Genomic DNA, 24,982 nt, shown 5'->3' with positions numbered 1-24,982 from the left:
GTGAGGGCGCCGGCAGCGATGCCGGCTTCAGTGGCGGACGGCCGATTTCTCTGCGGGTGCATGCATTGACGCGGCCCTGGACTCGATGATCGGTTCGATGATCTCGCCTTCGACGACCTGCATTTCATCGCTCGGCGCCGCGACGGGAAACGACCTGCCGTCGATGGGGCGATTGAAGGGATAGGCATTGCTTTTTTTCTGCACATCGTCGACGATCTTCACCGTTTCAGTGATCTGATATTGCGCCAGATCGTTTTCCCATTTGCGCTCGCGATAGTAAAAAAAGACCAGGAAAACCAGTCCGATGCTCAGGTAGGACACCACGGCGACGAACATGTCTTGTTGCACTAGATCGGCTAGGAATTTCATTTGTGGCTACTCGCAAAGTGTTGCACCGGCCCTGAAGGAGTATCAGCAGGGGCATCGGCAGGGCTGAGCTGATGGTGGGATGATAGAAAAAAGAACCATTGCGCGGTATCGGGGAATTCCCTATTTCCCCGTGTGAAGCCGGTCTCATGCCGGCCCTCGCACCGGCAACGCCACGCGCCTTGCCAGCACGCCTTCTGGCGGGAACGCACCTCGCAGATTGATTGTTAACAGGCCCTAATGCAGCAGCGTCTTCTTCAGCGTCGCAGCCAGTTCATCGATGGCGAATTTGGCCACATAGCCGTTGGCGCCGACGCTCCTGACGTGATCCTCGTTGGCGGAACCCGACAGCGATGAATGAATGACCACCGGGATGTTCTTGTAGCGCTGGTCGCTCTTGATGTTGCGCGTGAGCGTGAAGCCGTCCATTTCCGGCATCTCCAGATCGGTCAGCATGAGTGCGACTTTGTCGCCGATCTGCTTGCCTTCGCGCTGCGCTTCGGCCGCCAGGGATTGCAATTTTTCCCAGGCTTCCTTGCCGCTCTTGGTCATGAAATAAGGCACGCCCAGTGTCGACAGCCCGTCTTCAATCATGGCGCGCGCCACCTTGGAGTCGTCCGCCGCCAGCACGATCGAGCCCGGCTTGATCAAGTCCCTGAGCGTATCGTTGTGACCGCGGTCGAGCGTCGGCTTGGCCGGCGCGGTCATCTCCAGAATCTGTTCCACATCGAGCACCTGCACCAGGCGGCTGCCGTCGACGTCGGCGTCCAGGCGCGCGATGCTGGTCACCAGATCGCCGCCGGCGCTGGCCTCGGCCGACAACACCTGGCTCCAGTCGAGGCGCACGATTTCTTCCACCGATTCCACTGCGAAGGCTTGCGTATTGCGCGCGTATTCCGTGATCAGCAAGATATTCAGGCCGGTTTTAGGCCGGCAGCCGGTCACTGCCGGCAAGTCGATCACCGAGATCACCTGGCCGCGGATGTTGACCATGCCCAGCATCGGCGACTTGGTGCCGGCCGCCGTGGTGATCGGCACCATCGGCACGATCTCGCGGATCTTGAACACGTTGATGCCGAACAGCTCGCCGGAGCTGTCTCCGGCCGGGCTGCCCAGCCGGAACAGCAGCAGCTCGAATTTGTTGCTGCTGGTCAGGTTGGTTCGTTCATCGATTTCTTTTTGGAATGCATCCATGGGGAGGCCTCATTGTGATGTGCATGCAAGTAGGGGGAAACGGTTCAGAACTGCGTCCAGGAGTCGGGATCGTCATTGACGGCAACCGGCGGTTTCAAGGCTGGGCGCGTGTTGTCCTTGATGACGCGGATGACGGGTGCGACAGGCCTTGCCGGTTTGACGGGTTGGATGAGCTGCGTCGGCGGCGCCTTGTCGATCGTGCGTTGCGGCATGGTCGCCGCGGCGGGTTTGCTCACCGCGTTGCGTTCGTGGAGCTTGAAGACGCCGACCACTTCCGACAACCGTCCGGCCTGCTCCTGCATGGATTGCGCGGCGGCGGCGGCTTGTTCCACCAGCGCGGCGTTTTGCTGCGTCGCCTCGTCCATTTGCGTGATGGCGAGATTGATCTGCCCGATGCCCTGGCTTTGTTCGTTGCTGGCGGCGGTGATTTCGCTGACGATGTCGGTCACGCGCCTGACGCTGTTGACCACTTCGCCCATGGTGGCGCCGGCCTGTTCGACCAGCTTGCTGCCGACGTCGACCTTGGCGACCGAGTCGTCGATGAGGATCTTGATTTCCTTGGCGGCGGCAGCCGAGCGCTGCGCCAGGCTGCGCACTTCCGAGGCCACCACCGCGAAGCCGCGGCCCTGTTCGCCGGCGCGCGCCGCTTCCACGGCAGCGTTCAAGGCCAGGATATTGGTCTGGAAGGCGATGCCGTCGATGACGCTGATGATGTCGACGATCTTGCGCGAGGATTCATTGATCGAGCCCATGGTATTGACGACCTGTCCGACGACTTCGCCGCCGGCGCTGGCGACTTCCGACGCGGTGACGGCAAGCTGGTTGGCTTGGCGCGCGTTGTCGGCATTTTGCCTGACGGTGGCTGTAAGTTCTTCCATGGCCGACGCGGTTTCCTCCAGCGAACCGGCTTGCTGTTCGGTGCGCGAGGACAGATCCATGTTGCCGCTGGCGATTTCGCTGGAAGCGGTGGCGATGGTGTCGGTGCCGGAGCGCACTTCGCCGACGATCTTCAGCAGGTTGTCGTTCATGCCCTTGAGAGCGGCCAGCAACTGACCTGTTTCATCCTTGCCCGCCAGCCGGATGTCTGCAGTCAGGTCGCCGCCGGCGACGCGCTGGGCGACTTCGACCGCCGCGCCGAGCGGTTTGGAGATCACGCGCGAAATCCACATGGCCAGGCCCATGGCGGTAACCATGCAGACGGCCAGCATGGCGATGATCCACAATCTGGCGTTGGCATACGTTGCGTCGGCATCGGCGCTGGATTTTTCCGCACCTTTCTCGTTGACTTCGACCAGCTTCTCCACTTGGTCGAGGAGGTTGCGATAGACCTTGGTCGATTCCCCTCTCAGCAGGGTGCGCGCCTCTTCATTCTTGTTGGTGCGCGAGATGTCGAGGATCTTCTTGTGTTCTGCGAGGAACACGGCAATCGCCTTCTCCACGTCGGGATAGATCGCCTTTTCTTCCGGCTCGCTGATTTGCGTCAGGTATTCCTGCTGCTGCTTGCCCAGATTGGCGATCTGCTTGTCGGCATTCTTTTCAATTTCTTCGAATTCCTGAGGCGTCGAGGCGAGGATGTGCTGCAGTTCAAAACTGCGGATGCGCGACAGCGACAGCTTGACCTGCGACAAGGTGCGAATGCTCGGCAGCCAGTTGGTCGCGATGTCGGTGGATGCCTGGTTCACACGGCCCAGTTCGCGGATGGCGAAGACGCCGAGTGCTGCCTCCAGGGCAACGACGATGAAAAAGACCGAGATCAGTTTTCTTGAAATTTTCAGGTCGTAGAACCATTTCATATTTTTCTCCAGGCGGACGAAGGACGACATGGGGGAATTGTCGAAAGCGTTCCGTTGCCGGTCGGCAGCGGATGAAAATGTCTGGCCATCAGGCAGGGAGCCGGCAGGACGTCGAGGCCGATGATCATGACAAGGTGGCTTGGACGCCGAGCAGGTGATTCCGCTATGCCCGATGTAATGCCAGCTTAATTGAGCGACATACTCTTCGGTATCAGTGTTTTCCTGATAGCGGCAAAGCAACAGTTGCGGGAAGGGAGAAGAAACATCGTCGCTTGTCGACGGACAACGCTGCGCAGAGTGAGGCGATCGGGGATAATAGCGGCTTTACCCCAACCAAGGATCGTCGTGGCAGTCTCCATCAAAACCGCAAAACAGATCGCCATGATGCGCGTCGCCGGAGGGCTGGCCGCGGATGTGCTGGAGATGATCGGCGAATATGTCGTACCCGGCGTGACGACGGAAGAGCTGGATCGCCGCTGCCATGATTTCATCCGCAAGGTGCAGAAGGCGACGCCGGCCAACGTCGGTTATCACGGCTTTCCCAAGACCTTGTGCACCTCGGTCAACAGCGTCGTCTGCCATGGCATTCCCAGCAACAAGGTGGTGCTGAAGGACGGCGACATCATCAACATCGACGTTACCGTGATCAAGGACGGCTGGCACGGCGACACCAGTCGCATGTACTTTGCCGGCACGCCCTCGGCGGAAGCGCAGCGCCTGGTGCAGGTGACGCTGGACGCCATGCTGGCGGGCATCGCCGTGGTACGCCCCGGCGCGCGGCTGGGCGACGTCGGCCATGCGATCCAGACGCTGGCCGAAGGCGCGGGTTACTCCGTGGTGCGCGAATACTGCGGCCACGGCATCGGCAAGGTGTATCACGAAGAGCCGCAGGTGCTGCACTACGGCACGCGCAATTCCGGATTGCTGCTGCGCGAGGGCATGACGTTCACCATCGAGCCGATGATCAACATGGGCGCGCGCGGCGTGCAGCAGCTGGACGACGGCTGGACCGTCGTCACGCGCGACGGCTCCTTGTCGGCGCAGTGGGAGCACATGATTGCGGTGACCGCCGACGGCGCCGAGATTCTGACGGCCTGGCCGACGAAATAAGCCGATAAGCCGGCTCATCAATTAATCGCTCAATTAACCGTTCAATTCTCCGGCGGCGTTTTTCCATGCAGCCGTGTTCGCATTCCTTGCCGGATGTGACGCGTGCATCGGTTATCATTTCTTGCCGCAAGGCATTCCGTACATTGTCTGTGCGACGTCTTCGCGGCGGTCGCCGTTCTTTTTCACCGTTCTGACAACGATAGATATCCCTCATGAAAATTTCCCCGTCGCTGCCGCTCTGGTCCATCGCTTCGCCCGTCATCGGCTGGCTGGTTTATGCCGCCAATGGCTTGCAACCGGGCGGCTGGTTCGCCCTCCTGCTGGTGATCGGACTGATGGCGTCCGTGCTGGCGGCGGTGTATCACGCCGAGGTGGTGGCGCACAAGGTCGGCGAACCGTTCGGCACGCTGGTGCTGGCGCTGGCGGTGACGCTGATCGAGGTGGCGCTGATCGTGTCGTTGATGCTGGCCGGCGGCGAAGCCACCACGGGACTGGCGCGCGACACGGTATTTGCCGCCATCATGATCATCCTCAACGGCATCGTCGGCATCTGCCTGCTGGTGGGCGCCAGCCATCATCGCGAGCAATCGTTCGGACAGCATGGCGTCAGCGCATCGCTGGCGACGCTGGCGGCGATTGCGGTGCTCACGCTGGTCTTGCCGAATTACACCCTGACCAAAATCGGACCTTTTTACAGCCCCAGCCAGCTGGCGTTCATTGCGGTGATTTCGCTGGTGTTGTACGGCACCTTCGTGCTGGTGCAGACCGTGCGCCATCGCGATTATTTCCTGCCGGAGAATGCCGCCGCCAATGAAGAGGCGCATGCGGAGCCGCCATCCAACAAGGTCGCCATTACCAGCGCGGCGCTGTTGCTGGCGTGCCTGGGCGCAGTCGTGTTGCTGGCCAAGGCGCTGGCGCCGACGCTGGAAACCGCGCTCGACGGCCTCGGTGCGCCGAAGTCGGTGGTCGGCATCGTGATCGCCGCCATCGTGCTGTTGCCGGAAGGCCTGGCAGCGGTGCGCGCCGCGCGCGCCAACCGTTTGCAGACCAGTCTCAACCTGGCGATCGGTTCGGCGCTGGCCAGCATCGGCCTGACGATTCCTGCGGTGGCGGTGGTGTCGCTGGCGACGGGATGGACCTTGTCGCTCGGACTGGACATCAAATCGACGGTGCTGCTGATGCTGTCGTTCATCGTCGCCGGTTTTTCGCTGAGCACGGGCCGCACGACGGTGATGCAGGGCATGGTGCATCTGGTGATTTTCGCGGTGTACCTGTTCACCACGATCGTGCCCTGATTGAATTGCATCCTGAGGTGCGTCAGCGTTTCAGGTTTCTTAATGGGTCGAGCAACTGGCGCAAAGCGTTGTGATCCAGTTCATACATCAGCGCGAGCAGACTTCCCAGTTCTCCGCGCGGGAATCCTTCTCGCGCGAACCATCCCAGATAATGCCCCGGCAGGTCGGCCAGCAGCCGGCCTTTGTATTTGCCATAAGGCATTTCCATGCTGACCAGTTTCAACAGGTGTTCTTGATTCATGGCACGGTGGCGTCGCTCTTGACTGCATCGCTGCGCGCGACGAAATTGCGGCCTTTGGCTTTCGCGATATAGAGGGCGCGGTCGGCGTCTTCCACCAGTTGTTCGGGCGTGTCCGATTGCAGCGTCGGGCGGATGACGGCGACGCCTGCGCTGATGGTGACGACGGTCAGCGGGCTGGCGGCATGATGGATGTCGAGCGCGGCGATGTCGGCGCGCAGGCGTTCGGCAATGGCGGCGGCCGACTCCAGCGTCGTTTGCGGCAGCAGCAGCGCCATTTCTTCGCCGCCATAGCGCGCCGCCATGTCGCCGGTACGATGCGGCACCGCCTTGATCATGCCGGCGATGCGGCGCAGGCACTCGTCGCCGGCGCGGTGACCGTAGATGTCGTTGTATTGCTTGAACCAGTCGACGTCGATCATGATCAGGCCGAGCGTTTCCCGGTTGCGCAATGCGCGTGCAAATTCCTCGCCGAGCGCGATGTCGAAATGGCGCCGGTTCGCCAGCCCCGTCAGGCCGTCTTCCAGCGCCAGGTTTTGCAGATGCTTGTTGAGCTGATCGAGATTGTCGCGCGCGATCACGAGCTGGGCCTCGGTTTCCAGACGCAGCTTGATTTGTTTGAGCAGCCAGTTGCCTAGCACCGCCAGGATCAGGATGAGGATCAGGATCGCCGCCGTGTGGCGCAAGGTGTCGTCGATCCAGCCGTCGAGCACTTCATCCTTGGACAAGGCAATCGCGACGAACATCGGGAACTGGTTGAAATGGCGGTAGGCGTTGATCTTGTCCTTGCCGTCCACGGTGGAGGGCGCCGTATGCGTGCCGTCGTGATTCCTGGTGACGTAGTCGCGGAAGATCGGCACCTTGCGCAGGTCGGAGCCGACGTACTTGTCGAAGAACGGCCGTCGCACCAGCAACGTGCCGTTATTGAGGCCGAGGATGATCAGGCCGCTTTCGCCGATGTTGAAGGTGTTGTAAAAATTGCGGAAGTAATCGATATCGATCGCCGCCAGCACCACGCCGCCGAAGCTGCCGTCGGGATTGTTGACGCGGCGCGAGACCGTCAGGCGCCAGGCGCCGGCCGGATTCTTGACGAGCGGTCCGACGTAGGGGCCGAGGTCGGCGTGATCGCGATGGTATTGGAAATAATTGCGGTCGTTCACGTTGTTGTTGAACAGCACCTCGTTGGAGTCGACCACCGCATAGCCGTCGGCATCGAGGATGAACAGTCCGGCCAGTTGCGGCAGTTCGTTGACGCGCGCTTTGAGCAGCTCGTGCAGGCGCGGCTTCATCGTTTCGGTAAGACCGTCCGCCGCCATCAGTTCGAGAACGCCGCTGAGGATCAGGTCAGCCGCCTTGAGCGTATCGTCGCCATGCTGCGCCAGCGCGCGCGCCATGTTGACCATGGTGGATTCGGTGTTGCGCAATTGTTCGGTGCGCGTTTTCCATGCTTGCCAGCCATCGATGGACAGTAGCGACAGGCACACGAGAAAGAAAAAAATCTTGGCCCTGAAAACAATCGGGGAGGTATCCCCCGGTTTTCCGGAGGTAAGATTTTTCAGTCGTCGTATTGCGGTCATAACGGGCATCGTGTTTATTGGAACGCATTTCATCAATAGGCGTGAGATGAGTTCTGTCAGCTTGCCTGTACGCTGTCTCTTTGCGCGCAACAGGAACGGCAGGCGTTCTGGCCTTCCATGCTACTCGAAATATGTATGTCATTCGCGGTAGTTTGTTTTCTGCGAGCAAATTATCCGAATTGCAATGGCAAGGCGGGACAAAGTTGCATCGTTTCCGTACTGCTGCGATTTTCTTGCTGAATTGTTGATTGATGGCAATGTCGATGGATGATCTTATAATCGACATCGTCTCCGTTATTTCACTCCTGTTTTTCTTCATGTCCACCTTCACGACCGACAGCGACCCGCCGCCGACGCCGCCCATCGAACCGGCCCTTGAGGACTGTTGCCAGAGCGGCTGCGACCCCTGCATTTTTGATATCTATCAGGATGCGCTGGAGCGCTATCGCCAGGCCTTGCAGCAGTGGCAGGCGCGCCAGGATGCCGGCGCGGCAACGCTGCCCAGGCCGCGTCGGCAGAACTAAGCCCGAGGCGAGCGGGCTGGCCTGTCATTCAAGGGTCATATTCATCGTGTATGTTCCGACGGTACCCTGACCGACAAACCGGGCGCCGGTCTTCACAGATCGGTTCAGACCCAGATGGAGAAAAAATGAACGACGAAGAACTGGTGCGCCGCATCCACCGCGAGCTGGCCGACAGCTATGACGAAGAGCTGGAACTGGAAATCGAAGACCGCACAATCGAAGAGCTGGCGGAGGGCGTCGACGCCCGCAGCGAACAGGACAAGGCCGACCGCCGGTTGTATTTCCGCGAGTTGTTCCGTTTGCAGGCCGAGCTGGTCAAGCTGCAGGACTGGGTGGTCGCCACCGGCCACAAAGTCGTCATCCTGTTCGAAGGCCGCGATGCGGCGGGCAAGGGCGGCGTCATCAAGCGCATCACCCAGCGCCTCAATCCGCGCGTGGCCCGCGTCGCCGCCTTGCCGGCGCCGAACGACCGCGAACGCACGCAGTGGTACTTCCAGCGTTATGTTTCGCATCTGCCGGCGGCAGGCGAGATCGTGCTGTTCGACCGCAGCTGGTACAACCGCGCCGGCGTCGAGCGCGTCATGGGTTTTTGCACGGACGATCAATACGAAGAATTCTTCCGCTCCGCGCCGGAGTTCGAACGCATGCTGGCGCGTTCCGGCATCCAGTTGATCAAGTACTGGTTCTCGATCACCGACGAAGAGCAGCACATGCGCTTCCTGAGCCGCATCCACGATCCGCTCAAGCAATGGAAGCTCAGCCCGATGGACCTGGAGTCGCGCCGCCGCTGGGAGGACTACACCAAGGCCAAGGAAATCATGCTGGAACGCACCCACATTCCCGAAGCGCCATGGTGGGTGGTGCAGGCCGTCGACAAGAAGAAAGCACGCCTGAACTGCATCCATCACCTGTTGGGCCAGATGCCGTACGGCGAAGTCGAACACGCGCCGATCTCGCTGCCGGAACGCGTGCGTCACGAGGATTACTTCCGCCGCGAAGTGTCGAGCGAAATCGTGGTGCCGGAAGTGTATTGATTGTTTCGGCCGGCGTGCCTGCAGCTTGCAGCAATAAAAAACGGGAGCCTCGGCCCCCGTTTTTTATTGCTGCAAGCAATCGGAAGATCGCTCAGAAATATTTTTTCAGAATCTCGCCGAAGGCTTGCTCCGCCGACATGCCGGCACGCATCATGGCAGTGATTTCGGCGGAGTGTTCGCCGATGGTGTCGGGCAGCGTGGCGCGATTGGCCTTGAAGTATTCGTACTTCTCGCTGTCGACCAGATCCTTGGCGCGGGTTGCCGCGCTCGGCGCGCGCGTGGTGCTGGCGCGCTTGACGGTGCCGGTGCTGAGCGTGCGCGCCGGCTTGAGGCCGCCGACCTTGGCCAGCTTGATCTGCTCCAGCGTGAACACGCCGGTGGCGTTGCCGGGCGCGAATTCGCCGTCTTCAGGATGATGCAGGTGATGGTTGCCGTCGAAGGCCATCTTCTTGCCGGCGCTGTTGGTGAGCTGGTAGCGCGGACCGTTGCCCGAAGTGGCCAGCGCGAACTGCACGCGGTCGCCGTAAGTATCCATCTGGGTGATGACGCCACCCAGGTAGTCGGCCTTCAGGGATTCGATATTGCCGTTCCAGCGTTTGCTTCTTGTCGTAGTCAAAATATGTACTTCCAGTAATGATGGCGACCGCGCGCGAGGGGGATCGGAGGAGGGAATCAGCAATCCGTGGCGGCCAGCCTGATAAATCAGTTTGACCCTCCATTATCCTCTTCTCGCGCAGAGATTGACAGGGCGGCCTGGAAATTTGCCCCGATTTTATGCCGGATTGATGCCTTGGACACCGCAAAGCCTTGCCCATGGCGGATATTGATAAAAGACAACCATGTTTCGCGGAAATATTGACGCTATAATGTTTAGCAGCAAGGATGGTCGGGGAACGCCGTCCAGCGTCGTCACAAGCCGTCCAACCCGATAGCAACAATAAAAGGCAGACATCATGCGTCAGGGAGCTGTTTCGTTTCAGCGGTCATGGGGAATCGCCATCGTGCTATGCAGCGTCGGCACCGTCGCGCATGCCGACGTGCAGGACTATGTACAGGCCGGCATCGTCAAGGTGGTGCGCGGCGAGGTGCTGGTGCAGCGCCAGGGCGCGGCGGCGCAGAAGCCCGGCCAGCCGGCGAGTCAGCAAACTGTTTTTCCCCAGGTGTCCGTGCATGTCGGCGACCGTCTGTTTGCCGGCGACCGGGTGGTGACGGCGGACGGCGCGGCAGTCGGCATCACCCTGCGCGACGACACGCTGGTGTCGCTGGGCCCCAAGAGTACGTTCGTGCTCGAACAATACAATTTCAATGAAAGCTCAGGCGAAGGCAATGTCGCCGTGCGCGTGATCAAGGGCACCTTGCGCTATGTCACCGGCCTGATCGGCAAGCACGCGCCGGAGCGCCAGCAAGTCATGACGCCGACGGCTACCATCGGCATCCGCGGCACCGACTTCATCGTGGACGTGGCCAGTGAGTAAGCAGAGCGGCGGCGCGCGCCTGGGCAAGATCCTCGCATGGTGGAGCTGCCTGGCCGGCTTCGTGCTTCTCACCGGTTGCGCCGGTCCCAAGGAGCGTTTCGTCCTGTTGCCGCAGCCGGACGGTTCCGCCAGCAGCATCGTCGTCAAAACGAATACCGGCGAGACCCCGCTGACCACCCCGTATGCTGCGGTGGAAACCGACGGCGGCAAGGCCGGCAAGACGCTGACCCTTAGCGAAGCGGAAGTGCAGGCGCGCTACGCGCCGGTGATGGAAAACCTGCCCCTGCGTCCGCGCACTTATGTCCTGCTGTTCGAACTGGGGCGTGATCGCCTGACGCCGCCTTCGCGCAAATTCCTCGATCAGGCGATTGAAGAGTTCAAGCAGTTTCCCGCGGGTGAATTCATCGTCATCGGCCACGCCGACAATATCGGCAACGACGCCTTCAACGACACGCTGTCGGTGCGGCGCGCCAGGCTGGTCGAGCGCGAATTGATCCGTGCTAAAGTCAACCTGATCAGCATCGAAGTGATCGGTAAAGGATCGCGCGAACCGCGCGTGCCGGCGAAGAAGGGCGTACCCGAGCCGGCTAACCGTTACGTAGAAATCAAGCTGCGCTAAAGAACATCACAGCGGCATCACCACATTCAGAGACATGGCCACCATCTACCTGGCGTATTCGCCGCAAACGCGCGTCAATTACTATGGCGAGCGCGCCTTGACGCATTTGCAAGCCTTGGGCGAGGTGCGCCTGAATCAAAGCGAGGCAGCGCTGACGCCCGCCGATCTGGTGCGTGAAGCCGCCGGCTGCGACATCATCGTCGCGCCGCGCATTCCCGCCGCGACCTCCGATGTGTTCGACAGCCTGCCGCAACTGGCCGCGTATTGCCGCGGCGCGGTCGACATCCGCACCATCGACGTCGCCGCCGCCAGCCGCAACGGCGTGCTGGTGACGCACGCCACGCCGGGCTTCGCGGCCTCCGTGGCCGAATGGGTGCTGGCCGCGATGTTTGACCTCAGCCGCAACATCAGCGACGCCGCCATGGCCTATCGCAGCGGCGTCGTGCCCGCCGTCAGGATGGGACGCGAATTGCGTGGCGCCACGCTGGGCGTGGCCGGCTACGGCACCATCGGCCAGTATCTGTGCCGCATCGCGCAGGCGCTCGGCATGAAGGTGCTGGTGGCCGATCCCTATGCGCGCATCAGCGACCCGGCGCACGTTGCCGTCGGCTTCGACGAAGTGCTGGCGCAGTCCGATTACGTCGTCTGCCTGGCACCGGCCAATGCCGAGACCGCGCATATGTTCAATGCCGCCGCGTTCGCCAAAATGCAATCTTCATCCTTCTTCATCAATGCCTCGCGCGGCGAACTGGTCGACGAAGCGGCGCTGCTGCATGCGCTGGATCACGGCGCGATCGCCGCTTGCGCCATCGACGTCGGCATGGCGCCCGACCAGATGCCGTCGCCGCTGCTGGCGCGCCATCCGCGCGTGATCGCCACGCCGCACATCGGCGGACTGACGCCGCAGGCGGCCGGGCATCAGGCCATGGATACGGTCAACCAGGTGGCAGCCATCGTCGCCGGACGTATGCCGGAAGGCGCGGTCAACGCCGGGCAGGCGACGCGGCTGGCGCGCTTTGCCGACGGTATATAAAAACACCGATCAACGGAGACATCCCATGGCCTCAGCTGTCCTGGCAAACGACATGCCCACAGGGGCCTGCGACTGCCACATTCACATCTACGACTACACGCGCTTTGCACTGGCGCCGACGGCGCTGTCCAAACCGCCGCAGGCCTTGTGGTCCGATTACCGGCACGAGCAGCAGGCGCTGGGTCTGACGCGCGCGGTGGTGGTGCAGCCGACCGGCTATGGCTTCGACAATCGCTGCACGCTCGACGCGCTGGCGCAGGCCGAAGGCAATGCGCGCGGCATCGTGGCGATCGCGCCCGATATCGCCGAGAGCGAACTGATGCAGATGGACGCCGCCGGCGTACGCGGCGTGCGCTTCATGATGATCGCCAATGGCGGCGGCGTGATGCGCTGGGACATGCTGGAGACCATCGCCGCAAAAATCGCGCCGCTGGGCTGGAACATCAACCTGCAGATCGACGGTCGCGATTTCGGGCAATATGAAAACCTGTTGAAGTCCTTGCCGTGTCGCATCGTGATCGACCACAACGGCAAATTCCTCACGCCGGTGAGACCGGACCATCCCGGCATGCAAAGCCTGCTGCGCCTGCTCGACAGCGGGCGTTGCTGGGTCAAGCTGTCGGCGCCGTACGAAACTTCGCAAACCGGCGCGCCGACTTATGACGATGTCGGTGTGCTGGCGAAGACCTTCGTCAATGCTTATCCGGAACGCTGCCTGTGGGCCAGCAACTGGCCGCATCCGGGCCGCAATCCGCAACCGTCCAATCGCGACTTGCTCGGCTTGCTGCCCTCGTGGGCGCCGTCGGCAGAGGTACGCAAACGCATCCTGGTCGACAATCCGGCGGCGCTTTACGGGTTCTGAGCGTAGTGCAGGGACAGGCTCAGTTCCTCTTCCACCTCATAAAGATCGTCCAGCGGCCACGCCAGCGATAGCGGCGTGAGCTGCACGCCGAAATGCGCCGCGGTCGCTTCGACCTCGCCCGGATGCGGCGTTTGTGTTCTGGCGATCAGGTCGATTACCGTGGCGGGCAATTTCGCGCAGGCCCCGGCTTGCGCGACGGCGATCGTCTGTACCGGCACCCGTCGGCCGTTGACCAGTTGCACCAACTCCACGAGGCTGTGCTCGTCGGGGCCGCCCAATTCATACGTGCCGGGACTGCCGGCGCCGAGCGCGGCGGCTTCCGCGATGGTGGCGATGTCGCCCAGATTGATCGGACGGCAACGTTGCTCGCCGCTGCCGTACAAGGTCACCGGCGCATCGGGCGCACGCTGTTGCAGCGACAGTTCGAACGGCAACGGTTGCGGGCTGCCGCGCACCACCGGTCCGTGACGGAAGATCACGACATTGCTCAGGCGCGCGAGCGCCTGCTCGGCCCATCCCTTGGCTTTCAGATACCAGTTGTTTTCCGCAACGTCGGCGCCGATGTGGGAGAAATAAATCACCCGCGTATCGCGTTCGCCCACCGCTGCGGCGATGCGTTCGGCGGTATCGACCATGCCGCTCCGATAGGCGTCCCAGCTGTCGGCGGCGAAGACGCCGGTCAGCAAGATCACTGCGTCGGCTTCGGCGATGACTTCAAAACTGCGTTCGCTGCGCGTCCAGTCGGCGACGACTTCATCGGCGACCAGTCGCACCGGTTGCCGCACCAATGCGGTGACGTGGACATCGGCGTCGCGCAGCAACAGCAGCAGCAAACGTCCGGTCGGGCCGTTGGCGCCGGCCACGACGACGCGGCGTAGCGGCGCTCTTGACGTTGTCGTCGTGCATGGCGCTGTTTGAAACTGGTGCATGGCTTCCCCCTGAATTGGCAGACATGCCGATGAAGACGTTTGAGGACGCGCAATATTGTGGTGCACAAAAATATTTTTCTTCATGCACTTTCAGGGGCGCCCGCCTGTTACGCTGGCAAGCGGTTTGCTAGACCGGCTATCAGAAATGCAAGACAGTTGCGACACAATCGGCAGAGCAATTGCAAACCAGCCATTGAAATGCGTGCATGCATACCAACATGCACGGCAACACTCCCTTTATCATCCTTCGCGAGGTCCCATGCCGTCACGCTTCACCATTGTTTTCGTGCTTTCCGTGCTGGGCGCCTTGCATGCGTGGATAGGCTGGCGCATCCTGCCCGCGCTCGGCATCGACGGCAACTGGCAGGCGACCGGCGCCTTGTTGCTGGTGCTGTCCTATCTGCTGATACCGGCCGGCTTGTTGTCGCGCGGAATCAAACAGCAGCCTTTGTCGGACCGCCTGGCTTGGATCGGCATGCTGGTCATGGGTTTGTTTTCGTCCTTGTTGCTGCTGACCATCGTGCGTGAAATCGGTTTGCTGGTGTTGCCGCTGTTTGGCGCGTTGACGCCGGACGTGGTCGAAAGCACCTCCTGGGCCGTCATCGGTTGTGCACTGTTGTTGACGGTCGTGGGTTATATCAACGCGCGCCGCCTGGCCGCCGTGGTCGACGTCGACGTGCCGATAAAAGGGCTGTCGCCGGCGCTGGAAGGTTTCACCATCGTGCAGATCAGCGACATCCACGTCGGTCCCACCATCAAGCGCAGCTATCTGCGCGCCATCGTCGACAAGGTCAATTCACTGAAGGCCGACATGATTGCCGTCACCGGCGATCTGGTCGACGGCAGCGTGCAGCAATTGTCCGAACACACGGCGCCGCTGGAACAGTTGCGTGCGCGTCACGGTGCTTACTTCGTCACCGGCAACCATGAGTATTACTCCAATGCGCATGCCTGGATCGAGGAGGTGCGGCGTCTCGGCCTGACCGTGCTGATGAACGAGCACGTGGTGTTGCAGCATCATGGCGCGCCGCTGGTGCTGGCGGGTGTGACCGATTTCACCGCGCATCATTTCGATGAGAATCATCGCAGCGATCCGCATGCGGCGATTCGCAATGCGCCGGTCAGCAGCGCGCGCGTGTTATTGGCGCATCAGCCGAGGTCGGCGGCTGCGGCTTCGGATGCGGGCTTTGATTTGCAGTTGTCGGGGCATACGCACGGCGGGCAGTTTTTCCCCTGGAATTTCTTTGTGCCTTTGCAGCAGCCTTATGTGGCGGGGTTGAATCGCTTGAAGGATTTGTGGGTGTATACCAGCCGGGGGACGGGGTATTGGGGGCCGCCCAAGAGGTTGTTGGCGCCTTCGGAGATTACGAGGTTGAGGTTGGTTAGTGCTTGATCTGTTTTTGCTTGGGTAGCTGATTCTTTTCTTTATTCGATCAAGCTTGGTTTGCCGGGGGCGGCCCGGCAGCCGCTCACTTTTCTTGCTCCGCCAAGAAAAGTAAGCAAAAGAAGGGTTGGAGCACTGCTCCAACACAACGGGATCCAGGTCCTTCGGACTTCCCAGCGCTGCGAAGCAAAAAATGGGAAGGGAAAACAACTCGCTTCGCTCAGACATTTTTCCCTTCTTTTTCCATTTTTCGCATCGCATCACTGGCTGGCTCTAAGCGGAACTGCTAAACCGGCTCGCTTCGCTTTGCCGGGGTTCCTCGCCTTCGGCATCGCGGCTTCAAGCGCTGGCGATGCTGCAAATTTCATTTTTACTTTTTAACTCCGTCGTCCCAGCGAAAGCTGGGACCCAGTGTCGTAAAGACGTCCGCTTCACCTTCTACCTCAAAGATACAACGCCTCCTGCTTCCGCTGCGCCCGCCTGATCGCCTGAGGCGGATAGCCGAACACGCGCAGAAACGCGCGGCGCATGCGTTCCGGGTCGTCGAAGCCGACGGCGCGGGCGATGTTTTCCAATGATTCCTCTCCTGCTTCCACGCGCGGACGCGCCGCTTCCGCACGCAGTTTTTCAATCGCCTTGGCCGGCGTCTGTCCGGTCTCGGCACTGAAGGCGCGGTCGAACTGGCGGCGGCTCAGGCAGGCGATTTCGGCCAGGCGGTCTGCGCTCAGCGATTCGTGCAAATGGTTGCGCGCGTAGCTCAGGGTTTCGCGGATGCGGCCTGACGGCGGGTCCATTTCCAGCAGGTTGGAGAATTGCGACTGGCCGCCCGGACGACGGTGATACACCACCAGCTCGCGCGCGACGGCGCGCGCCAGTTCCACGCCGAGGTCTTCTTCGATCAGCGCCAGCGCGAGGTCGATGCCGGCCGAGATGCCGGCCGAGGTCCAGACATTGCCGTCCTTGATGAAGATCTTGTCGCTGTCGACCTGCACCGCCGGATGCATGCGCTGCAAGCGCGTCGCCATGCGCCAGTGCGTGGTGGCGCGCTTGCCGTCGAGCAGGCCGGCGGCGGCAAGGACGAAGGCGCCGGTGCAGACGCTGGCGACGCGGCGTGCTTTGCCGGCGGCGTGGCGGGTGTAGTCCAGCAGGGTTGCCGACAGCACGCCTTCGCGCGGACCGGCGCCGCCGGCGATGATCAGGGTGTCGAAGGCGCTGCGGTCCAGTGGATGGGTGACGACCGCCGTGCCCGAGGCGCTTTCCAGCATGCCGCCTTGTTCGGACATCACGCGCAACTGGTAGGGGCGGGAAGCTCCGGAGCGTTCTTCGCTGAGCCGGTTGGCGACGTCGAAGGCGGTCAGCGGGCCGGTGAAGTCGAGCAGGCTGCAGTCGAGGAAGAGTAAAAAGCCGATCTTGCGCATGGCAGTTTGTCCAAAAAGGATGATTGTCCAAAAACGAGGTTTTTATGTCATTTTGGACGGATGGTGGCACGGCACACTCAGGGTGTCAAATCACCATGGAGTCGCATCATGAACACAGCAGGGCAAGCTACGGCCGCCGGACTCGCCGCGCGCAAGGACAGCCATCGCTGGAAAATCCTCGGCATCGGCGTGCTGGCCAACGCCAGCTTTTCCGCCGCCTTCGCCGGGATTCCGGTCACCGCCATCTTCATGCGCGCCGATTATCGGCTCGACAATACCCAGCTCGGTCTGGCGCTCGGATCGCTCGGTCTCGGCGTGGCGGTGAGCGAGTTGCCCTGGGGCGTATTGACCGACCGTTGGGGCGACCGCAAGGTCTTGCTGTGCGGACTGATCACGACCGCGCTGGCGCTGGCGGCGATGGCCTTGTTCGCTGCACCGGATGTCGATGGCATACCGCCGATGTGGCAATTGGCGCTGGGTTTGCTGACGGTCGGTTTGCTCGGCGGCAGCGTGAACGGTTCCAGCGGACGCGCGGTGATGGGCTGGTTTCGCGAAGGCGAGCGCGGCCTGGCCATGAGCATCCGTCAGACTGCCGTGCCGGTCGGCGGCGGTGTCGGCGCGGTGGTATTGCCGGCGCTGGCGTCGGCGCATGGCTTTGCGGCGGTGTATGGATTGCTGGCGCTGTTCTGTTTGCTCAGCGCCGCCATGGCATGGCTGTGGTTGCATGAGCCGCCTGCCGCAGCAGGGGAAATGCAAGCTCCAGTGCAGACGCGCAGCGCCTTGCGCGACATCAAGGTCTGGCGCGTGGCGATGGCGATCGGGATGTTGTGTTTTCCGCAGGTGTCGGTGCTGACGTTCGCGACGATCTTTTTGCACGATGTCGGCCATGTCGGTCTGACGCTGATCAGTACGACCATGGCGGCGATCCAGATCGGCGCCGCGGTGATGCGGGTGTGGAGCGGACGCTGGACCGACCGCCACGGCAATCGTCGCAGCTATCTGCGCACGTGCAGCGCACTGAGCGTGCTGCTGTTCGTCGGGATGGGCGTGCTGGCGGCGCTGGCGCCGCATGATTGGCCGCAATGGATCTTGGCGCTCGTTGTGCTGATGTTGATCGCAGGAGGGATTTGCGCCTCGGCCTGGCATGGCGTGGCCTATACCGAATTGGCGACCCTGGCCGGGGCGCATCAGGTCGGTACGGCGCTGGGGCTGGGCAATACCTGCGTGTTCCTGGTGTTTTTCCTGACCGCCCAGGCCATACCAGTCTTGCTTGCCTGGCAATCGTGGGCGGCGGTGTGGCTGGCCGGTGCGGTGGGCGCCTTGATTGCGTGGCCGATTTTCCTGAAGCCGGCGCGTTGATGTAATAATCGTCCGCTTCAACCACTTCTCGTCTTCGCCATGGATCGTCTGAGCGACATGCGTCTGTTTCTGAGCGCGGCGTCCGCCGGCAGTTTTTCCGCTGCCGGGCGCAAGGTCGGCTTGTCGCCGGCGGCTTCAAGCGCGGCCATGCAAAGGCTGGAGCAGTCGCTCGGCGTCAAGCTGTTCGAGCGTACCACGCGCCAGTTGCGGCTGACCGAAGAAGGGCGGCTGTACCAGTACTACTGCCAGCAAGCCATCGACGCCATCACCGAAGCCGAACACCAGCTGCAAGCCGGCAAGCAGCTGGTGCAAGGCACGGTGCGCATCTCGGCGCCGTCGGATCTGGGGCGCAATCTGCTGCAGGACTATCTGTTTGAATTCTCGCAGCACTATCCCGACGTGCGTTTCGTCCTGTCGCTGACCGACTCGCACGCCAACCTCGTTCTCGACGATGTCGACGTCGCCATCCGTTACGGCAAGCTGGCCGACAGCAGCATGGTGGCGCGCACCTTGGCGCCCAATCGCCGTGTGATTTGCGTGGCGCCGGCTTGCGATGACCACTTCGGTCCGTTGACGGAATTGCAGCAACTCGCGCAGCGGCCGGCATTGGTGCTGACCACGTCGGCCGGGCCGATGAATGTCTGGCAATTCCAGAGCGGCAAGCGCGTCGAATCCATCCAGCTCGATCACTATCACGAGACCAACGACGGCGAGATCCTGCGCAAGTGGGCGGTGCAGGGGCGAGGTTACGCGTACAAGTCCGTGCTCGATATCGTCGATGACGTGCGCGCGGAACGCCTGCGCATCGTGCTGCCCGACAAGCTGTCGGCGCCGGTGCCGCTGCATGCGCTATATCACCGCAACAAGCACCAGCCGCCGCGCGTCAAGCTGCTGCTGGATTTCCTGCAAGAGCGTTTCGCGGCCCAATCCGCTGCACTCGACGAACTGGGCATTGCGTTTTAAGCGACAGGCGAATAGTCGCTGTAGTCGGTATACCCCCGCTGATCACCGCCGAACAAGGTGGCGCCGTCGAGATCGGCCAGCGCCAGGTTTTCCTGCAGGCGTTTCGGCAGATCCGGATTGGCGACAAAGGGACGGCCGAAAGCCACCAGATCGGCCAGTCCGTCGGCCAGGATTTTTCCGCCACGTTCCTTGTCGTAGCGTCCGGCCACGATGATGCGGCCCGAGTACGCGGCGCGCAGCTGGTGGCGGAAGTCTTCGGGAATCGTCGGCGCATCGTCCCAGTCGGCTTCCGACAAGTGGATGTAGGCGACCTTGAGCTTCTCCATTTCGCCTACGGCGTAGAGGATGGTGTCGACGATTTCCGGATCGGCCATGTCCTTGATGGTGATGTAGGGAGCCAGCCGTACGCCGACGCGCTCTGCACCGATTTCCTTGATCACCGTCGTCACCACTTCGCGCAAGAAGCGCACGCGGTTGTCGACGCTGCCGCCGTACCGGTCGGTGCGATGATTGGAGACTGTGCGCAGGAACTGGTCGATCAGGTAGCCATTGCCGCCATGGAATTCAATGCCGTCAAAACCTGCTTCCATCGCATTGGCCGCAGCCTGGCGGAAGTCTTCGACGATATCGCCGATTTCTTCCACCGTCAGCGCGCGCGGCATCGAGGTATCGACCATGCTGCCGACGCCGTCGTCGCCGACGATCCACACTTGCGTGCCGCGCGGCTGGATCGCCGACGGCGCCACCGGCGCAGCGCCGTTGTGGAATACCGTATGCGATACCCGGCCGACGTGCCACAGCTGCACGAAGATGCGTCCGCCCTTGGCATGCACGGCATCGGTGACCAGCTTCCAGCCGGCGATCTGTTCCTGAGTATGGATACCCGGCGTGAACGAATAGCCCTGGCCTTGCGGAGAAATCTGCGTCGCCTCGCTCACGATCAGACCGGCTGCCGCGCGCTGGGCATAGTACTCGGCCATCATCCGGTTCGGGATGTTGCCGGGCTGCGTGGTGCGGGCGCGCGTCATCGGCGCCATCACGATGCGGTTGGGCAGCTGAGACTCACCCAGTTGCAATGATGAAAACAGGGGCGAGTCTTTCAATGGTGTGGTGTTAGTCATTACAGTAATCCTCCGCCTTCGATATCAATCACGGCGCCGCTGACGAAGCCGTTTTCCATGGCAAGCATGTAAGCCTGCGCTACATCCTGCGGCGTGCCGACGCGGCCCACCGGCAGACTCTGGCCGATACGGGCCATCGCCGCCATGCGCGATTCTGCGCCGGCTTCGCCCCACAATTCGGTATCGATCACGCCCGGGCTGACGACGTTCACGCGGCGCGGCGCCAGTTCCTTCGCGAGGGTTTTCGCGGTCGCTTCCACGGCGGCGTTCAGCGTGCTCTTGAGCAAACCGCCGGGACCGAACTTGCGCGACAGCAGGCCGGAGGTCAGCGTCACGGAAGCATTCGGTGACAGGTAGGGCAGCGCCGCCTGGATCGCAAACAGCGAACCGAACAGCTTGACGTTGAAGGCCAGCTCCAGTTCGTCGCGCTTGAGATCGGTCAGCTTGGGCGAGCCGACGCGGGCGCCGGCTGTCAGCACCAGATGATCGATCCTGCCGATGGCGGCGAAGGCTTGGGTGAGGGCGGCGTGGTCGGTGACGTCGGCTGCGATGGCGGCAATGCCGCGCAGATTGTCGCCGGTTTTCGCCGAGCGCCCGATAATGGTAACGGTGGCGCCGCGTTGTGCCGCCTCCTTGGCGACTTCGCGGCCGATGCCGGAAGTGCCGCCGATGACGACGACTTGCTGGTTGTTCAGTGAGGTGTCGGACATGATGATCTTTCAGTAGATGAGTAGTGTGTTTCTGTTCTTATTGCTGAATGACACCGAGCTGCTGCATCAATGTCAGGTTGTCTTCCAGATGCCAGTTCTCGGCGATCTTGCCATCCTGGATGCGATACAAATCGTGGGCTTGAAAATCGATGGCTTGCCCTTTACCCTGCAGCGTGCCGAACACGCCGGTGAAGTGGCCGCGGAAACGCAGATGCACTGCGACGCGATCACCGGCTACCGTCATGTCCTGCACTTCCGCGCTCAGATCGGGCACTGCCTTGCGGAAACCGGCCGACGCCTGCAAGGGACCGTCGATACCTTGCGGACGTCCGGCGGGCAGCGTGCGGTCGATGAACGACGGGCTCAGCGCCTGCTGCGCCAACTGTGCATCGCCGCTGTTCCAGAACGCTGCGTAACGGCGCGCCGCCAGTACGCGTGCGTCGGCAGCGATCTTCGCTGCCGGCAGATTGATGGCGATATGCTGCGGCGTCGGCAGCTTGTTTTCGGCCGCCTGGGTAAGAGGGGCATTCATCAGCATCGCGGCCAGGCCGGTCAGCGTCAGGGCTTGTATCCATTTCTTGTTGTTCATGGTGTTTCTCCGGGTATCAAGGAAGTGAATGCATTGTCGGCTGCGGCGGCTTGATTGAGAATGTGTCCGGCGCTTGAATCAGCTTCTTGATATTTTTGAAGATGGGGCAATTTCCCGTCTGACTTACCTCGTTTTCGCGGTCTTTAGACGACTGGTCTAATTTTTGGGTAAAATAGCCAAATCATGAGAGATACCTACGCCGAAACCAAACTCGCCATCCTGCTTGCAGGACGGGGCCTGATCGCCAAGAAAGGTTTTACCGGCGTGGGTTTGAGCGAGCTGCTGGCGGCCGCCGACATTCCGAAAGGCTCGTTCTACCATTACTTCGGTTCCAAGGAAGGTTATGGCAAGGAACTGATCGAGCAATACGTGTCCGAGTACCTGCAAGTGCTCGACAAGCTTTTCGCCCCGGGCGACAGCAATGCCCGCGAGCGTCTGTTGACGTTTTGGGGGCACTGGATCGAGACCCAATGCTGCGAGATGACCGAACATAAATGCCTGGTGGTCAAGCTCAGTGCGGAAGTGGCGGATCTGTCCGACGACATGCGCATTGCCTTGCATGAGGGCACCAAAGCTTTCATGACGCGTATCGCCGCCGTGATTCAGGAAGGCGTCGACGAGGGGTCCCTGCACACCGCGCTGGAACCGGCCAAGACGGCGCAGATGCTGTATCAGCTGTGGCTGGGCGCGAGCCTGATCAGCAAGCTGAGCAAGGGCCGCGATGCCCTGGAAAGCGCGATGGACGTTACCCGGCGCGTGCTGGTTGCACCATGAAGACATAGCCGGTTCCGGACCCATTGCTCAATTGACATTTGAACGTAAGCACTGCTGACATCGTGGTCGGCGGGGACTCACTTTTTCCAAGGAAAACCATCATGCCGCAATCCACCAGCATCAATCGCCGCATCGTACTGGCGTCGCGTCCCGCCGCCGCCCCGGCGCCGGAGAATTTCCGCCTTGAAGAAGTCGCCGTGCCGACCCCGGCGGCGGGGCAGTTCCTGCTGCGCGCGGACTATCTCTCGCTCGATCCTTACATGCGCGGCCGCATGAGCGACGCGCCCTCGTACGCCCCTTGTGTTGAAATCGGCGGCGTCATGACCGGCGGCACCGTTTCGCGCGTGGTGGCGTCGCAGCATCCCGATTATCAGGAAGGCGATCTCGTGATGGCCTACACCGGCTGGCAGGATTACGCCTTGTCGGACGGCGTCGGCGCCACCAAGCTGAACAAGGACATGCCGCGTCCGTCGTACGCCCTCGGCCTGTTCGGCATGCCGGGCTTCACCGCCTACGCGGGCTTGCTCGACATCGGCCAACCGAAGGAAGGCGAGACCGTCGTTGTCGCCGCGGCAACCGGCGCGGTCGGCTCCGTGGTCGGGCAGATCGCCAAACTCAAGGGCTGTCGCGTGATCGGCATCGCCGGCGGCGCCGAGAAATGCCGCTACGCCGTGGAAGAACTCGGCTTCGATGCCTGCATCGATCATCGCAGCGACGACTTGCCGCAACAACTCAAGGACGCCTGCCCGCAAGGCATCGACGTCTATTTTGAAAACGTCGGCGGCAAAGTATTCGAAGCCGTGCTGCCCTTGCTCAACGTGCATGCGCGCGTGCCGCTGTGCGGCCTGATTGCGCAATACAGCGGCGTGGCGCCGAACGCCGCCTTGCTCGCCACGCTGCCGCGCAACCTGTTGACCAGGCGCATCCGCATGCAGGGCTTCATCATTTTCGACTACTACCAGCGCGCCGGCTATTTCGCCGAGTTCTTCAAGGACATGAACGCGTGGGCGGCGGCCGGCAAGATCAAGTATCGCGAAGACGTGGTGCAAGGCCTGGAGAATGCGCCACAGGCTTTCATGGGCATGCTGGAAGGCAAGAACTTCGGCAAGCTCGTCGTTCAGATCGCATGACTATTTTTGCAGCACATTTTTTGTAGCTTATTCAAGTCGCCCGGCTCAGGGCGCCAGCAAGGACACAGCATGATTCCGTTTTCCGTACTCGACTTATCTCCCATCAATCAGGGCAGCACCGCCGCGCAAGCCTTCCACAACAGCAAGGAGCTGGCGCAGAAGGCAGAAGCGCTCGGTTACAACCGCTACTGGCTGGCCGAACACCACAACATGACCGGCATCGCCAGCGCGGCGACCTCGGTGGTGATCTCGCACATCGCCGCCAACACCAGGACCATCCGCGTCGGCGCCGGCGGCATCATGCTGCCCAACCATTCGCCGCTGGTGATCGCCGAGCAGTTCGGCACGCTGGAGTCGCTCTATCCCGGTCGCATCGATCTCGGCCTGGGGCGCGCGCCGGGTTCCGATCAGCGCACCGCGCGCGCCTTGCGCCGCCATCTCGCCGACAGCGCCGACACCTTCCCGCAAGACGTGGCGGAGCTGCAGGAATACTTCAAGGAAGCCTCGCCCTATCAAGCCGTGCGCGCCGTGCCGGGCTACGGCCTGAACGTGCCGCTGTGGCTGCTCGGTTCCAGCATGTTCAGCGCCCAGCTGGCGGCGGAAATGGGCTTGCCGTTCGCCTTCGCTTCGCACTTCGCACCGGGATTCATGAAGTCGGCCATCGAAATTTACCGCACCCGCTTCAAGCCATCCGAAGCGCTGGCGCGTCCGCACGTGATGCTCGGCCTGAACGTCTTCGCTGCCGACACCGACCGCGAAGGCGAACGTCTGTTCACCTCTCTGCAACAGCAGTTCGTCAATCTGGTGCGCGGCGTGCCGGGCCAACTGAACCCGCCGCGCGAGACGATGGAAGACTACTGGCGTCCGGAAGAAAAATCCCATGTCGAACGTTCGTTGTCCTGCGCCATCGTCGGCTCGCCCGAGACCGTGCGCGAAGGCTTGCAAAACTTCATCGACGACACCGGCGCGGATGAATTGATGATCACCGCGCAAATCCACGACCACGCGGCGCGTCTGCGTTCGTTTGAAATCGTGGCGGAAGCGCGCGAGGCGTTGAATCTGACGCCGCAGATTTAATTCTTTACGTCGCAACCAAAAAGCCGGGCATCGATCCCGGCTTTTTTTATTCAGCATGCAGCCGTCACGCGAACGCGATTCATCGACAGCTTGCCTTGCTGCATGGAACGAGCGGAAATCCGATCGATTGCGATACCATTGCGATTTTCCGCAACGGCGGCGCGCCGGCAAGTCTGGCACGCGACTTGCGTCGAATGGAATCACCGCAGAGGGCCGCGTCGCGCAGGTGTCGTGGATGGATAAGAAACACAAATAAGCAAGACAAAAAATATCGGGAGTTCGCATGTTGTACAGCAAGACTTGCATCGGCGGCATGGTCACCGCCCCTCATCACCTCGCAGCGCAAGCCGGCGCCGCCGTATTGCGCGAAGGCGGCAACGCAGTCGAAGCCATGGTGGCGGCAGCCGC

General features: G+C 61.7%; 25 protein-coding genes. 14 read left to right on the top strand and 11 right to left on the bottom strand.

Annotation, left to right across the window (positions count from 1 at the left end):
- Positions 1-27: 27 nt before the first annotated feature.
- The 3 genes from PMI16_RS09385 to PMI16_RS09375 form a co-directional block, all read right to left on the bottom strand.
- On the bottom strand, positions 28-369 hold the full coding sequence (locus PMI16_RS09385) for a hypothetical protein (protein WP_007878845.1): 342 nt from the start codon (positions 367-369) through the stop codon (positions 28-30).
- Positions 370-603: 234 nt separating this feature from the next.
- Positions 604-1,560: a chemotaxis protein gene (locus PMI16_RS09380; RefSeq protein ID WP_007878835.1), complete on the bottom strand. Its 957-nt coding sequence runs from the start codon at positions 1,558-1,560 to the stop codon at positions 604-606.
- Between the two features lie 44 nt (positions 1,561-1,604).
- The gene (locus PMI16_RS09375; RefSeq protein ID WP_007878833.1) at positions 1,605-3,353 is read right to left on the bottom strand and encodes a methyl-accepting chemotaxis protein; all 1,749 of its coding nucleotides are present in this window, start codon (positions 3,351-3,353) and stop codon (positions 1,605-1,607) included.
- A 339-nt stretch (positions 3,354-3,692) separates the two neighbouring features.
- On the opposite strand from PMI16_RS09375, the gene map reads away from it, so the two are divergent.
- Together map and PMI16_RS09365 are read left to right on the top strand one after the other, a co-directional pair.
- Complete coding sequence (gene map / locus PMI16_RS09370) at positions 3,693-4,463, top strand: type I methionyl aminopeptidase (protein WP_202801648.1); 771 nt, start codon at positions 3,693-3,695, stop codon at positions 4,461-4,463.
- Positions 4,464-4,675: 212 nt separating this feature from the next.
- Complete coding sequence (locus tag PMI16_RS09365; protein ID WP_007878831.1) at positions 4,676-5,758, top strand: calcium:proton antiporter; 1,083 nt, start codon at positions 4,676-4,678, stop codon at positions 5,756-5,758.
- Positions 5,759-5,780: 22 nt separating this feature from the next.
- On the opposite strand, the gene PMI16_RS09360 is transcribed toward PMI16_RS09365, so the two are convergent.
- Both PMI16_RS09360 and PMI16_RS09355 read right to left on the bottom strand, forming a co-directional pair.
- Entirely contained in the window at positions 5,781-5,999 is a 219-nt protein-coding gene (locus PMI16_RS09360; RefSeq protein ID WP_007878830.1) for a DUF3820 family protein, read from the bottom strand.
- Positions 5,996-7,480 (bottom strand): sensor domain-containing diguanylate cyclase, encoded by a 1,485-nt coding sequence (locus PMI16_RS09355; RefSeq protein ID WP_237719832.1) that lies wholly within the window; start codon positions 7,478-7,480, stop codon positions 5,996-5,998. The genes PMI16_RS09360 and PMI16_RS09355 overlap by 4 nt, the downstream gene beginning before the upstream one ends.
- Before the next feature lie 356 nt (positions 7,481-7,836).
- Here PMI16_RS09355 and PMI16_RS09350 point away from each other — a divergent pair, with 356 nt between their 5' ends.
- Complete coding sequence (locus PMI16_RS09350) at positions 7,837-8,097, top strand: oxidoreductase-like domain-containing protein (protein ID WP_237719831.1); 261 nt, start codon at positions 7,837-7,839, stop codon at positions 8,095-8,097.
- Positions 8,098-8,222: 125 nt separating this feature from the next.
- A complete protein-coding gene (gene ppk2, locus PMI16_RS09345; RefSeq protein ID WP_007878827.1) occupies positions 8,223-9,131 on the top strand; it encodes a polyphosphate kinase 2 in 909 nt (302 codons plus the stop codon).
- A gap of 91 nt (positions 9,132-9,222) precedes the next feature.
- Here the strand turns inward: ppk2 and PMI16_RS09340 are convergent, their stop codons facing one another.
- Positions 9,223-9,747, bottom strand: a complete 525-nt coding sequence (locus PMI16_RS09340; RefSeq protein WP_007878826.1) for a hypothetical protein — start codon at positions 9,745-9,747, stop codon at positions 9,223-9,225.
- A gap of 337 nt (positions 9,748-10,084) precedes the next feature.
- Between PMI16_RS09340 and PMI16_RS09335 the strand changes: the two genes are divergently transcribed.
- Genes PMI16_RS09335 through PMI16_RS09320 form a run of 4 tightly spaced genes read left to right on the top strand, consistent with a single transcriptional unit; the run spans position 10,085 to position 13,120 of the window.
- Positions 10,085-10,606 (top strand): FecR family protein, encoded by a 522-nt coding sequence (locus PMI16_RS09335; protein ID WP_007878825.1) that lies wholly within the window; start codon positions 10,085-10,087, stop codon positions 10,604-10,606.
- Positions 10,599-11,225: an OmpA family protein gene (locus tag PMI16_RS09330; RefSeq protein ID WP_007878823.1), complete on the top strand. Its 627-nt coding sequence runs from the start codon at positions 10,599-10,601 to the stop codon at positions 11,223-11,225. The genes PMI16_RS09335 and PMI16_RS09330 overlap by 8 nt, the downstream gene beginning before the upstream one ends.
- Positions 11,226-11,259: 34 nt before the next feature.
- Entirely contained in the window at positions 11,260-12,258 is a 999-nt protein-coding gene (locus tag PMI16_RS09325; protein WP_007878822.1) for an NAD(P)-dependent oxidoreductase, read from the top strand.
- Positions 12,259-12,283: 25 nt separating this feature from the next.
- The gene (locus PMI16_RS09320; protein ID WP_007878821.1) at positions 12,284-13,120 is read left to right on the top strand and encodes an amidohydrolase family protein; all 837 of its coding nucleotides are present in this window, start codon (positions 12,284-12,286) and stop codon (positions 13,118-13,120) included.
- Here the strand turns inward: PMI16_RS09320 and PMI16_RS09315 are convergent.
- Complete coding sequence (locus tag PMI16_RS09315; protein WP_007878820.1) at positions 13,108-14,049, bottom strand: SDR family oxidoreductase; 942 nt, start codon at positions 14,047-14,049, stop codon at positions 13,108-13,110. The genes PMI16_RS09320 and PMI16_RS09315 overlap by 13 nt on opposite strands.
- Before the next feature lie 259 nt (positions 14,050-14,308).
- Between PMI16_RS09315 and PMI16_RS09310 the strand changes: the two genes are divergently transcribed.
- A complete protein-coding gene (locus PMI16_RS09310; RefSeq protein WP_007878819.1) occupies positions 14,309-15,442 on the top strand; it encodes a metallophosphoesterase in 1,134 nt (377 codons plus the stop codon).
- Positions 15,443-15,876: 434 nt separating this feature from the next.
- On the opposite strand, the gene PMI16_RS09305 is transcribed toward PMI16_RS09310, so the two are convergent.
- Complete coding sequence (locus PMI16_RS09305; protein ID WP_007878818.1) at positions 15,877-16,851, bottom strand: GlxA family transcriptional regulator; 975 nt, start codon at positions 16,849-16,851, stop codon at positions 15,877-15,879.
- 108 nt (positions 16,852-16,959) lie between these two features.
- On the opposite strand from PMI16_RS09305, the gene PMI16_RS09300 reads away from it, so the two are divergent.
- Both PMI16_RS09300 and PMI16_RS09295 read left to right on the top strand, forming a co-directional pair.
- On the top strand, positions 16,960-18,210 hold the full coding sequence (locus tag PMI16_RS09300; protein WP_007878817.1) for an MFS transporter: 1,251 nt from the start codon (positions 16,960-16,962) through the stop codon (positions 18,208-18,210).
- Positions 18,211-18,249: 39 nt separating this feature from the next.
- Entirely contained in the window at positions 18,250-19,173 is a 924-nt protein-coding gene (locus PMI16_RS09295) for a LysR family transcriptional regulator (protein ID WP_007878816.1), read from the top strand.
- Here the strand turns inward: PMI16_RS09295 and PMI16_RS09290 are convergent.
- From PMI16_RS09290 to PMI16_RS09280, 3 genes are read right to left on the bottom strand one after another with little or no spacing between them, the layout of a single operon-like run.
- The gene (locus tag PMI16_RS09290) at positions 19,170-20,294 is read right to left on the bottom strand and encodes an alkene reductase (RefSeq protein ID WP_007878815.1); all 1,125 of its coding nucleotides are present in this window, start codon (positions 20,292-20,294) and stop codon (positions 19,170-19,172) included. The genes PMI16_RS09295 and PMI16_RS09290 overlap by 4 nt on opposite strands.
- Complete coding sequence (locus PMI16_RS09285) at positions 20,294-21,004, bottom strand: SDR family oxidoreductase (protein ID WP_007878814.1); 711 nt, start codon at positions 21,002-21,004, stop codon at positions 20,294-20,296. The genes PMI16_RS09290 and PMI16_RS09285 overlap by 1 nt, the downstream gene beginning before the upstream one ends.
- A gap of 37 nt (positions 21,005-21,041) precedes the next feature.
- On the bottom strand, positions 21,042-21,593 hold the full coding sequence (locus tag PMI16_RS09280; RefSeq protein ID WP_007878813.1) for an ester cyclase: 552 nt from the start codon (positions 21,591-21,593) through the stop codon (positions 21,042-21,044).
- A gap of 183 nt (positions 21,594-21,776) precedes the next feature.
- Here PMI16_RS09280 and PMI16_RS09275 point away from each other — a divergent pair, with 183 nt between their 5' ends.
- From PMI16_RS09275 to PMI16_RS09265, 3 genes are all read left to right on the top strand, one after another.
- Positions 21,777-22,367, top strand: coding sequence for a TetR/AcrR family transcriptional regulator (locus tag PMI16_RS09275; RefSeq protein ID WP_007878812.1), 591 nt, complete (start codon positions 21,777-21,779; stop codon positions 22,365-22,367).
- Positions 22,368-22,468: 101 nt separating this feature from the next.
- Entirely contained in the window at positions 22,469-23,497 is a 1,029-nt protein-coding gene (locus PMI16_RS09270) for an NADP-dependent oxidoreductase (protein WP_007878811.1), read from the top strand.
- 69 nt (positions 23,498-23,566) lie between these two features.
- A complete protein-coding gene (locus PMI16_RS09265) occupies positions 23,567-24,574 on the top strand; it encodes an LLM class flavin-dependent oxidoreductase (RefSeq protein ID WP_007878810.1) in 1,008 nt (335 codons plus the stop codon).
- The last annotated feature ends 408 nt before the right edge of the window (positions 24,575-24,982 follow it).

Origin of the sequence: Herbaspirillum sp. CF444 (assembly GCF_000282135.1) — a bacterium.
In the GTDB taxonomy this organism is placed as follows: domain Bacteria; phylum Pseudomonadota; class Gammaproteobacteria; order Burkholderiales; family Burkholderiaceae_D; genus Herbaspirillum.
Note: the sequence above shows the minus strand (reverse complement) of the source record. Positions and strands in the feature narration are given on the sequence as shown.

What these genes read in the sequence shown, in the direction of transcription:
- PMI16_RS09375 (WP_007878833.1), bottom strand. Translation starts at nt 3,353, where the DNA reads ATGAAATGGTTCTACGACCTGAAAATTTCAAGAAAACTGATCTCGGTC.
- PMI16_RS09380 (WP_007878835.1), bottom strand. Translation starts at nt 1,560, where the DNA reads ATGGATGCATTCCAAAAAGAAATCGATGAACGAACCAACCTGACCAGC.
- PMI16_RS09290 (WP_007878815.1), bottom strand. Translation starts at nt 20,294, where the DNA reads ATGACTAACACCACACCATTGAAAGACTCGCCCCTGTTTTCATCATTG.
- PMI16_RS09270 (WP_007878811.1), top strand. Translation starts at nt 22,469, where the DNA reads ATGCCGCAATCCACCAGCATCAATCGCCGCATCGTACTGGCGTCGCGT.
- PMI16_RS09305 (WP_007878818.1), bottom strand. Translation starts at nt 16,851, where the DNA reads ATGCGCAAGATCGGCTTTTTACTCTTCCTCGACTGCAGCCTGCTCGAC.
- PMI16_RS09315 (WP_007878820.1), bottom strand. Translation starts at nt 14,049, where the DNA reads ATGCACCAGTTTCAAACAGCGCCATGCACGACGACAACGTCAAGAGCG.
- PMI16_RS09310 (WP_007878819.1), top strand. Translation starts at nt 14,309, where the DNA reads ATGCCGTCACGCTTCACCATTGTTTTCGTGCTTTCCGTGCTGGGCGCC.
- PMI16_RS09265 (WP_007878810.1), top strand. Translation starts at nt 23,567, where the DNA reads ATGATTCCGTTTTCCGTACTCGACTTATCTCCCATCAATCAGGGCAGC.
- PMI16_RS09360 (WP_007878830.1), bottom strand. Translation starts at nt 5,999, where the DNA reads ATGAATCAAGAACACCTGTTGAAACTGGTCAGCATGGAAATGCCTTAT.
- PMI16_RS09295 (WP_007878816.1), top strand. Translation starts at nt 18,250, where the DNA reads ATGGATCGTCTGAGCGACATGCGTCTGTTTCTGAGCGCGGCGTCCGCC.
- PMI16_RS09285 (WP_007878814.1), bottom strand. Translation starts at nt 21,004, where the DNA reads ATGTCCGACACCTCACTGAACAACCAGCAAGTCGTCGTCATCGGCGGC.
- PMI16_RS09320 (WP_007878821.1), top strand. Translation starts at nt 12,284, where the DNA reads ATGGCCTCAGCTGTCCTGGCAAACGACATGCCCACAGGGGCCTGCGAC.
- PMI16_RS09325 (WP_007878822.1), top strand. Translation starts at nt 11,260, where the DNA reads ATGGCCACCATCTACCTGGCGTATTCGCCGCAAACGCGCGTCAATTAC.
- PMI16_RS09280 (WP_007878813.1), bottom strand. Translation starts at nt 21,593, where the DNA reads ATGAACAACAAGAAATGGATACAAGCCCTGACGCTGACCGGCCTGGCC.
- ppk2 (WP_007878827.1), top strand. Translation starts at nt 8,223, where the DNA reads ATGAACGACGAAGAACTGGTGCGCCGCATCCACCGCGAGCTGGCCGAC.
- PMI16_RS09275 (WP_007878812.1), top strand. Translation starts at nt 21,777, where the DNA reads ATGAGAGATACCTACGCCGAAACCAAACTCGCCATCCTGCTTGCAGGA.
- PMI16_RS09385 (WP_007878845.1), bottom strand. Translation starts at nt 369, where the DNA reads ATGAAATTCCTAGCCGATCTAGTGCAACAAGACATGTTCGTCGCCGTG.
- PMI16_RS09350 (WP_237719831.1), top strand. Translation starts at nt 7,837, where the DNA reads ATGGATGATCTTATAATCGACATCGTCTCCGTTATTTCACTCCTGTTT.
- PMI16_RS09365 (WP_007878831.1), top strand. Translation starts at nt 4,676, where the DNA reads ATGAAAATTTCCCCGTCGCTGCCGCTCTGGTCCATCGCTTCGCCCGTC.
- PMI16_RS09335 (WP_007878825.1), top strand. Translation starts at nt 10,085, where the DNA reads ATGCGTCAGGGAGCTGTTTCGTTTCAGCGGTCATGGGGAATCGCCATC.
- PMI16_RS09300 (WP_007878817.1), top strand. Translation starts at nt 16,960, where the DNA reads ATGAACACAGCAGGGCAAGCTACGGCCGCCGGACTCGCCGCGCGCAAG.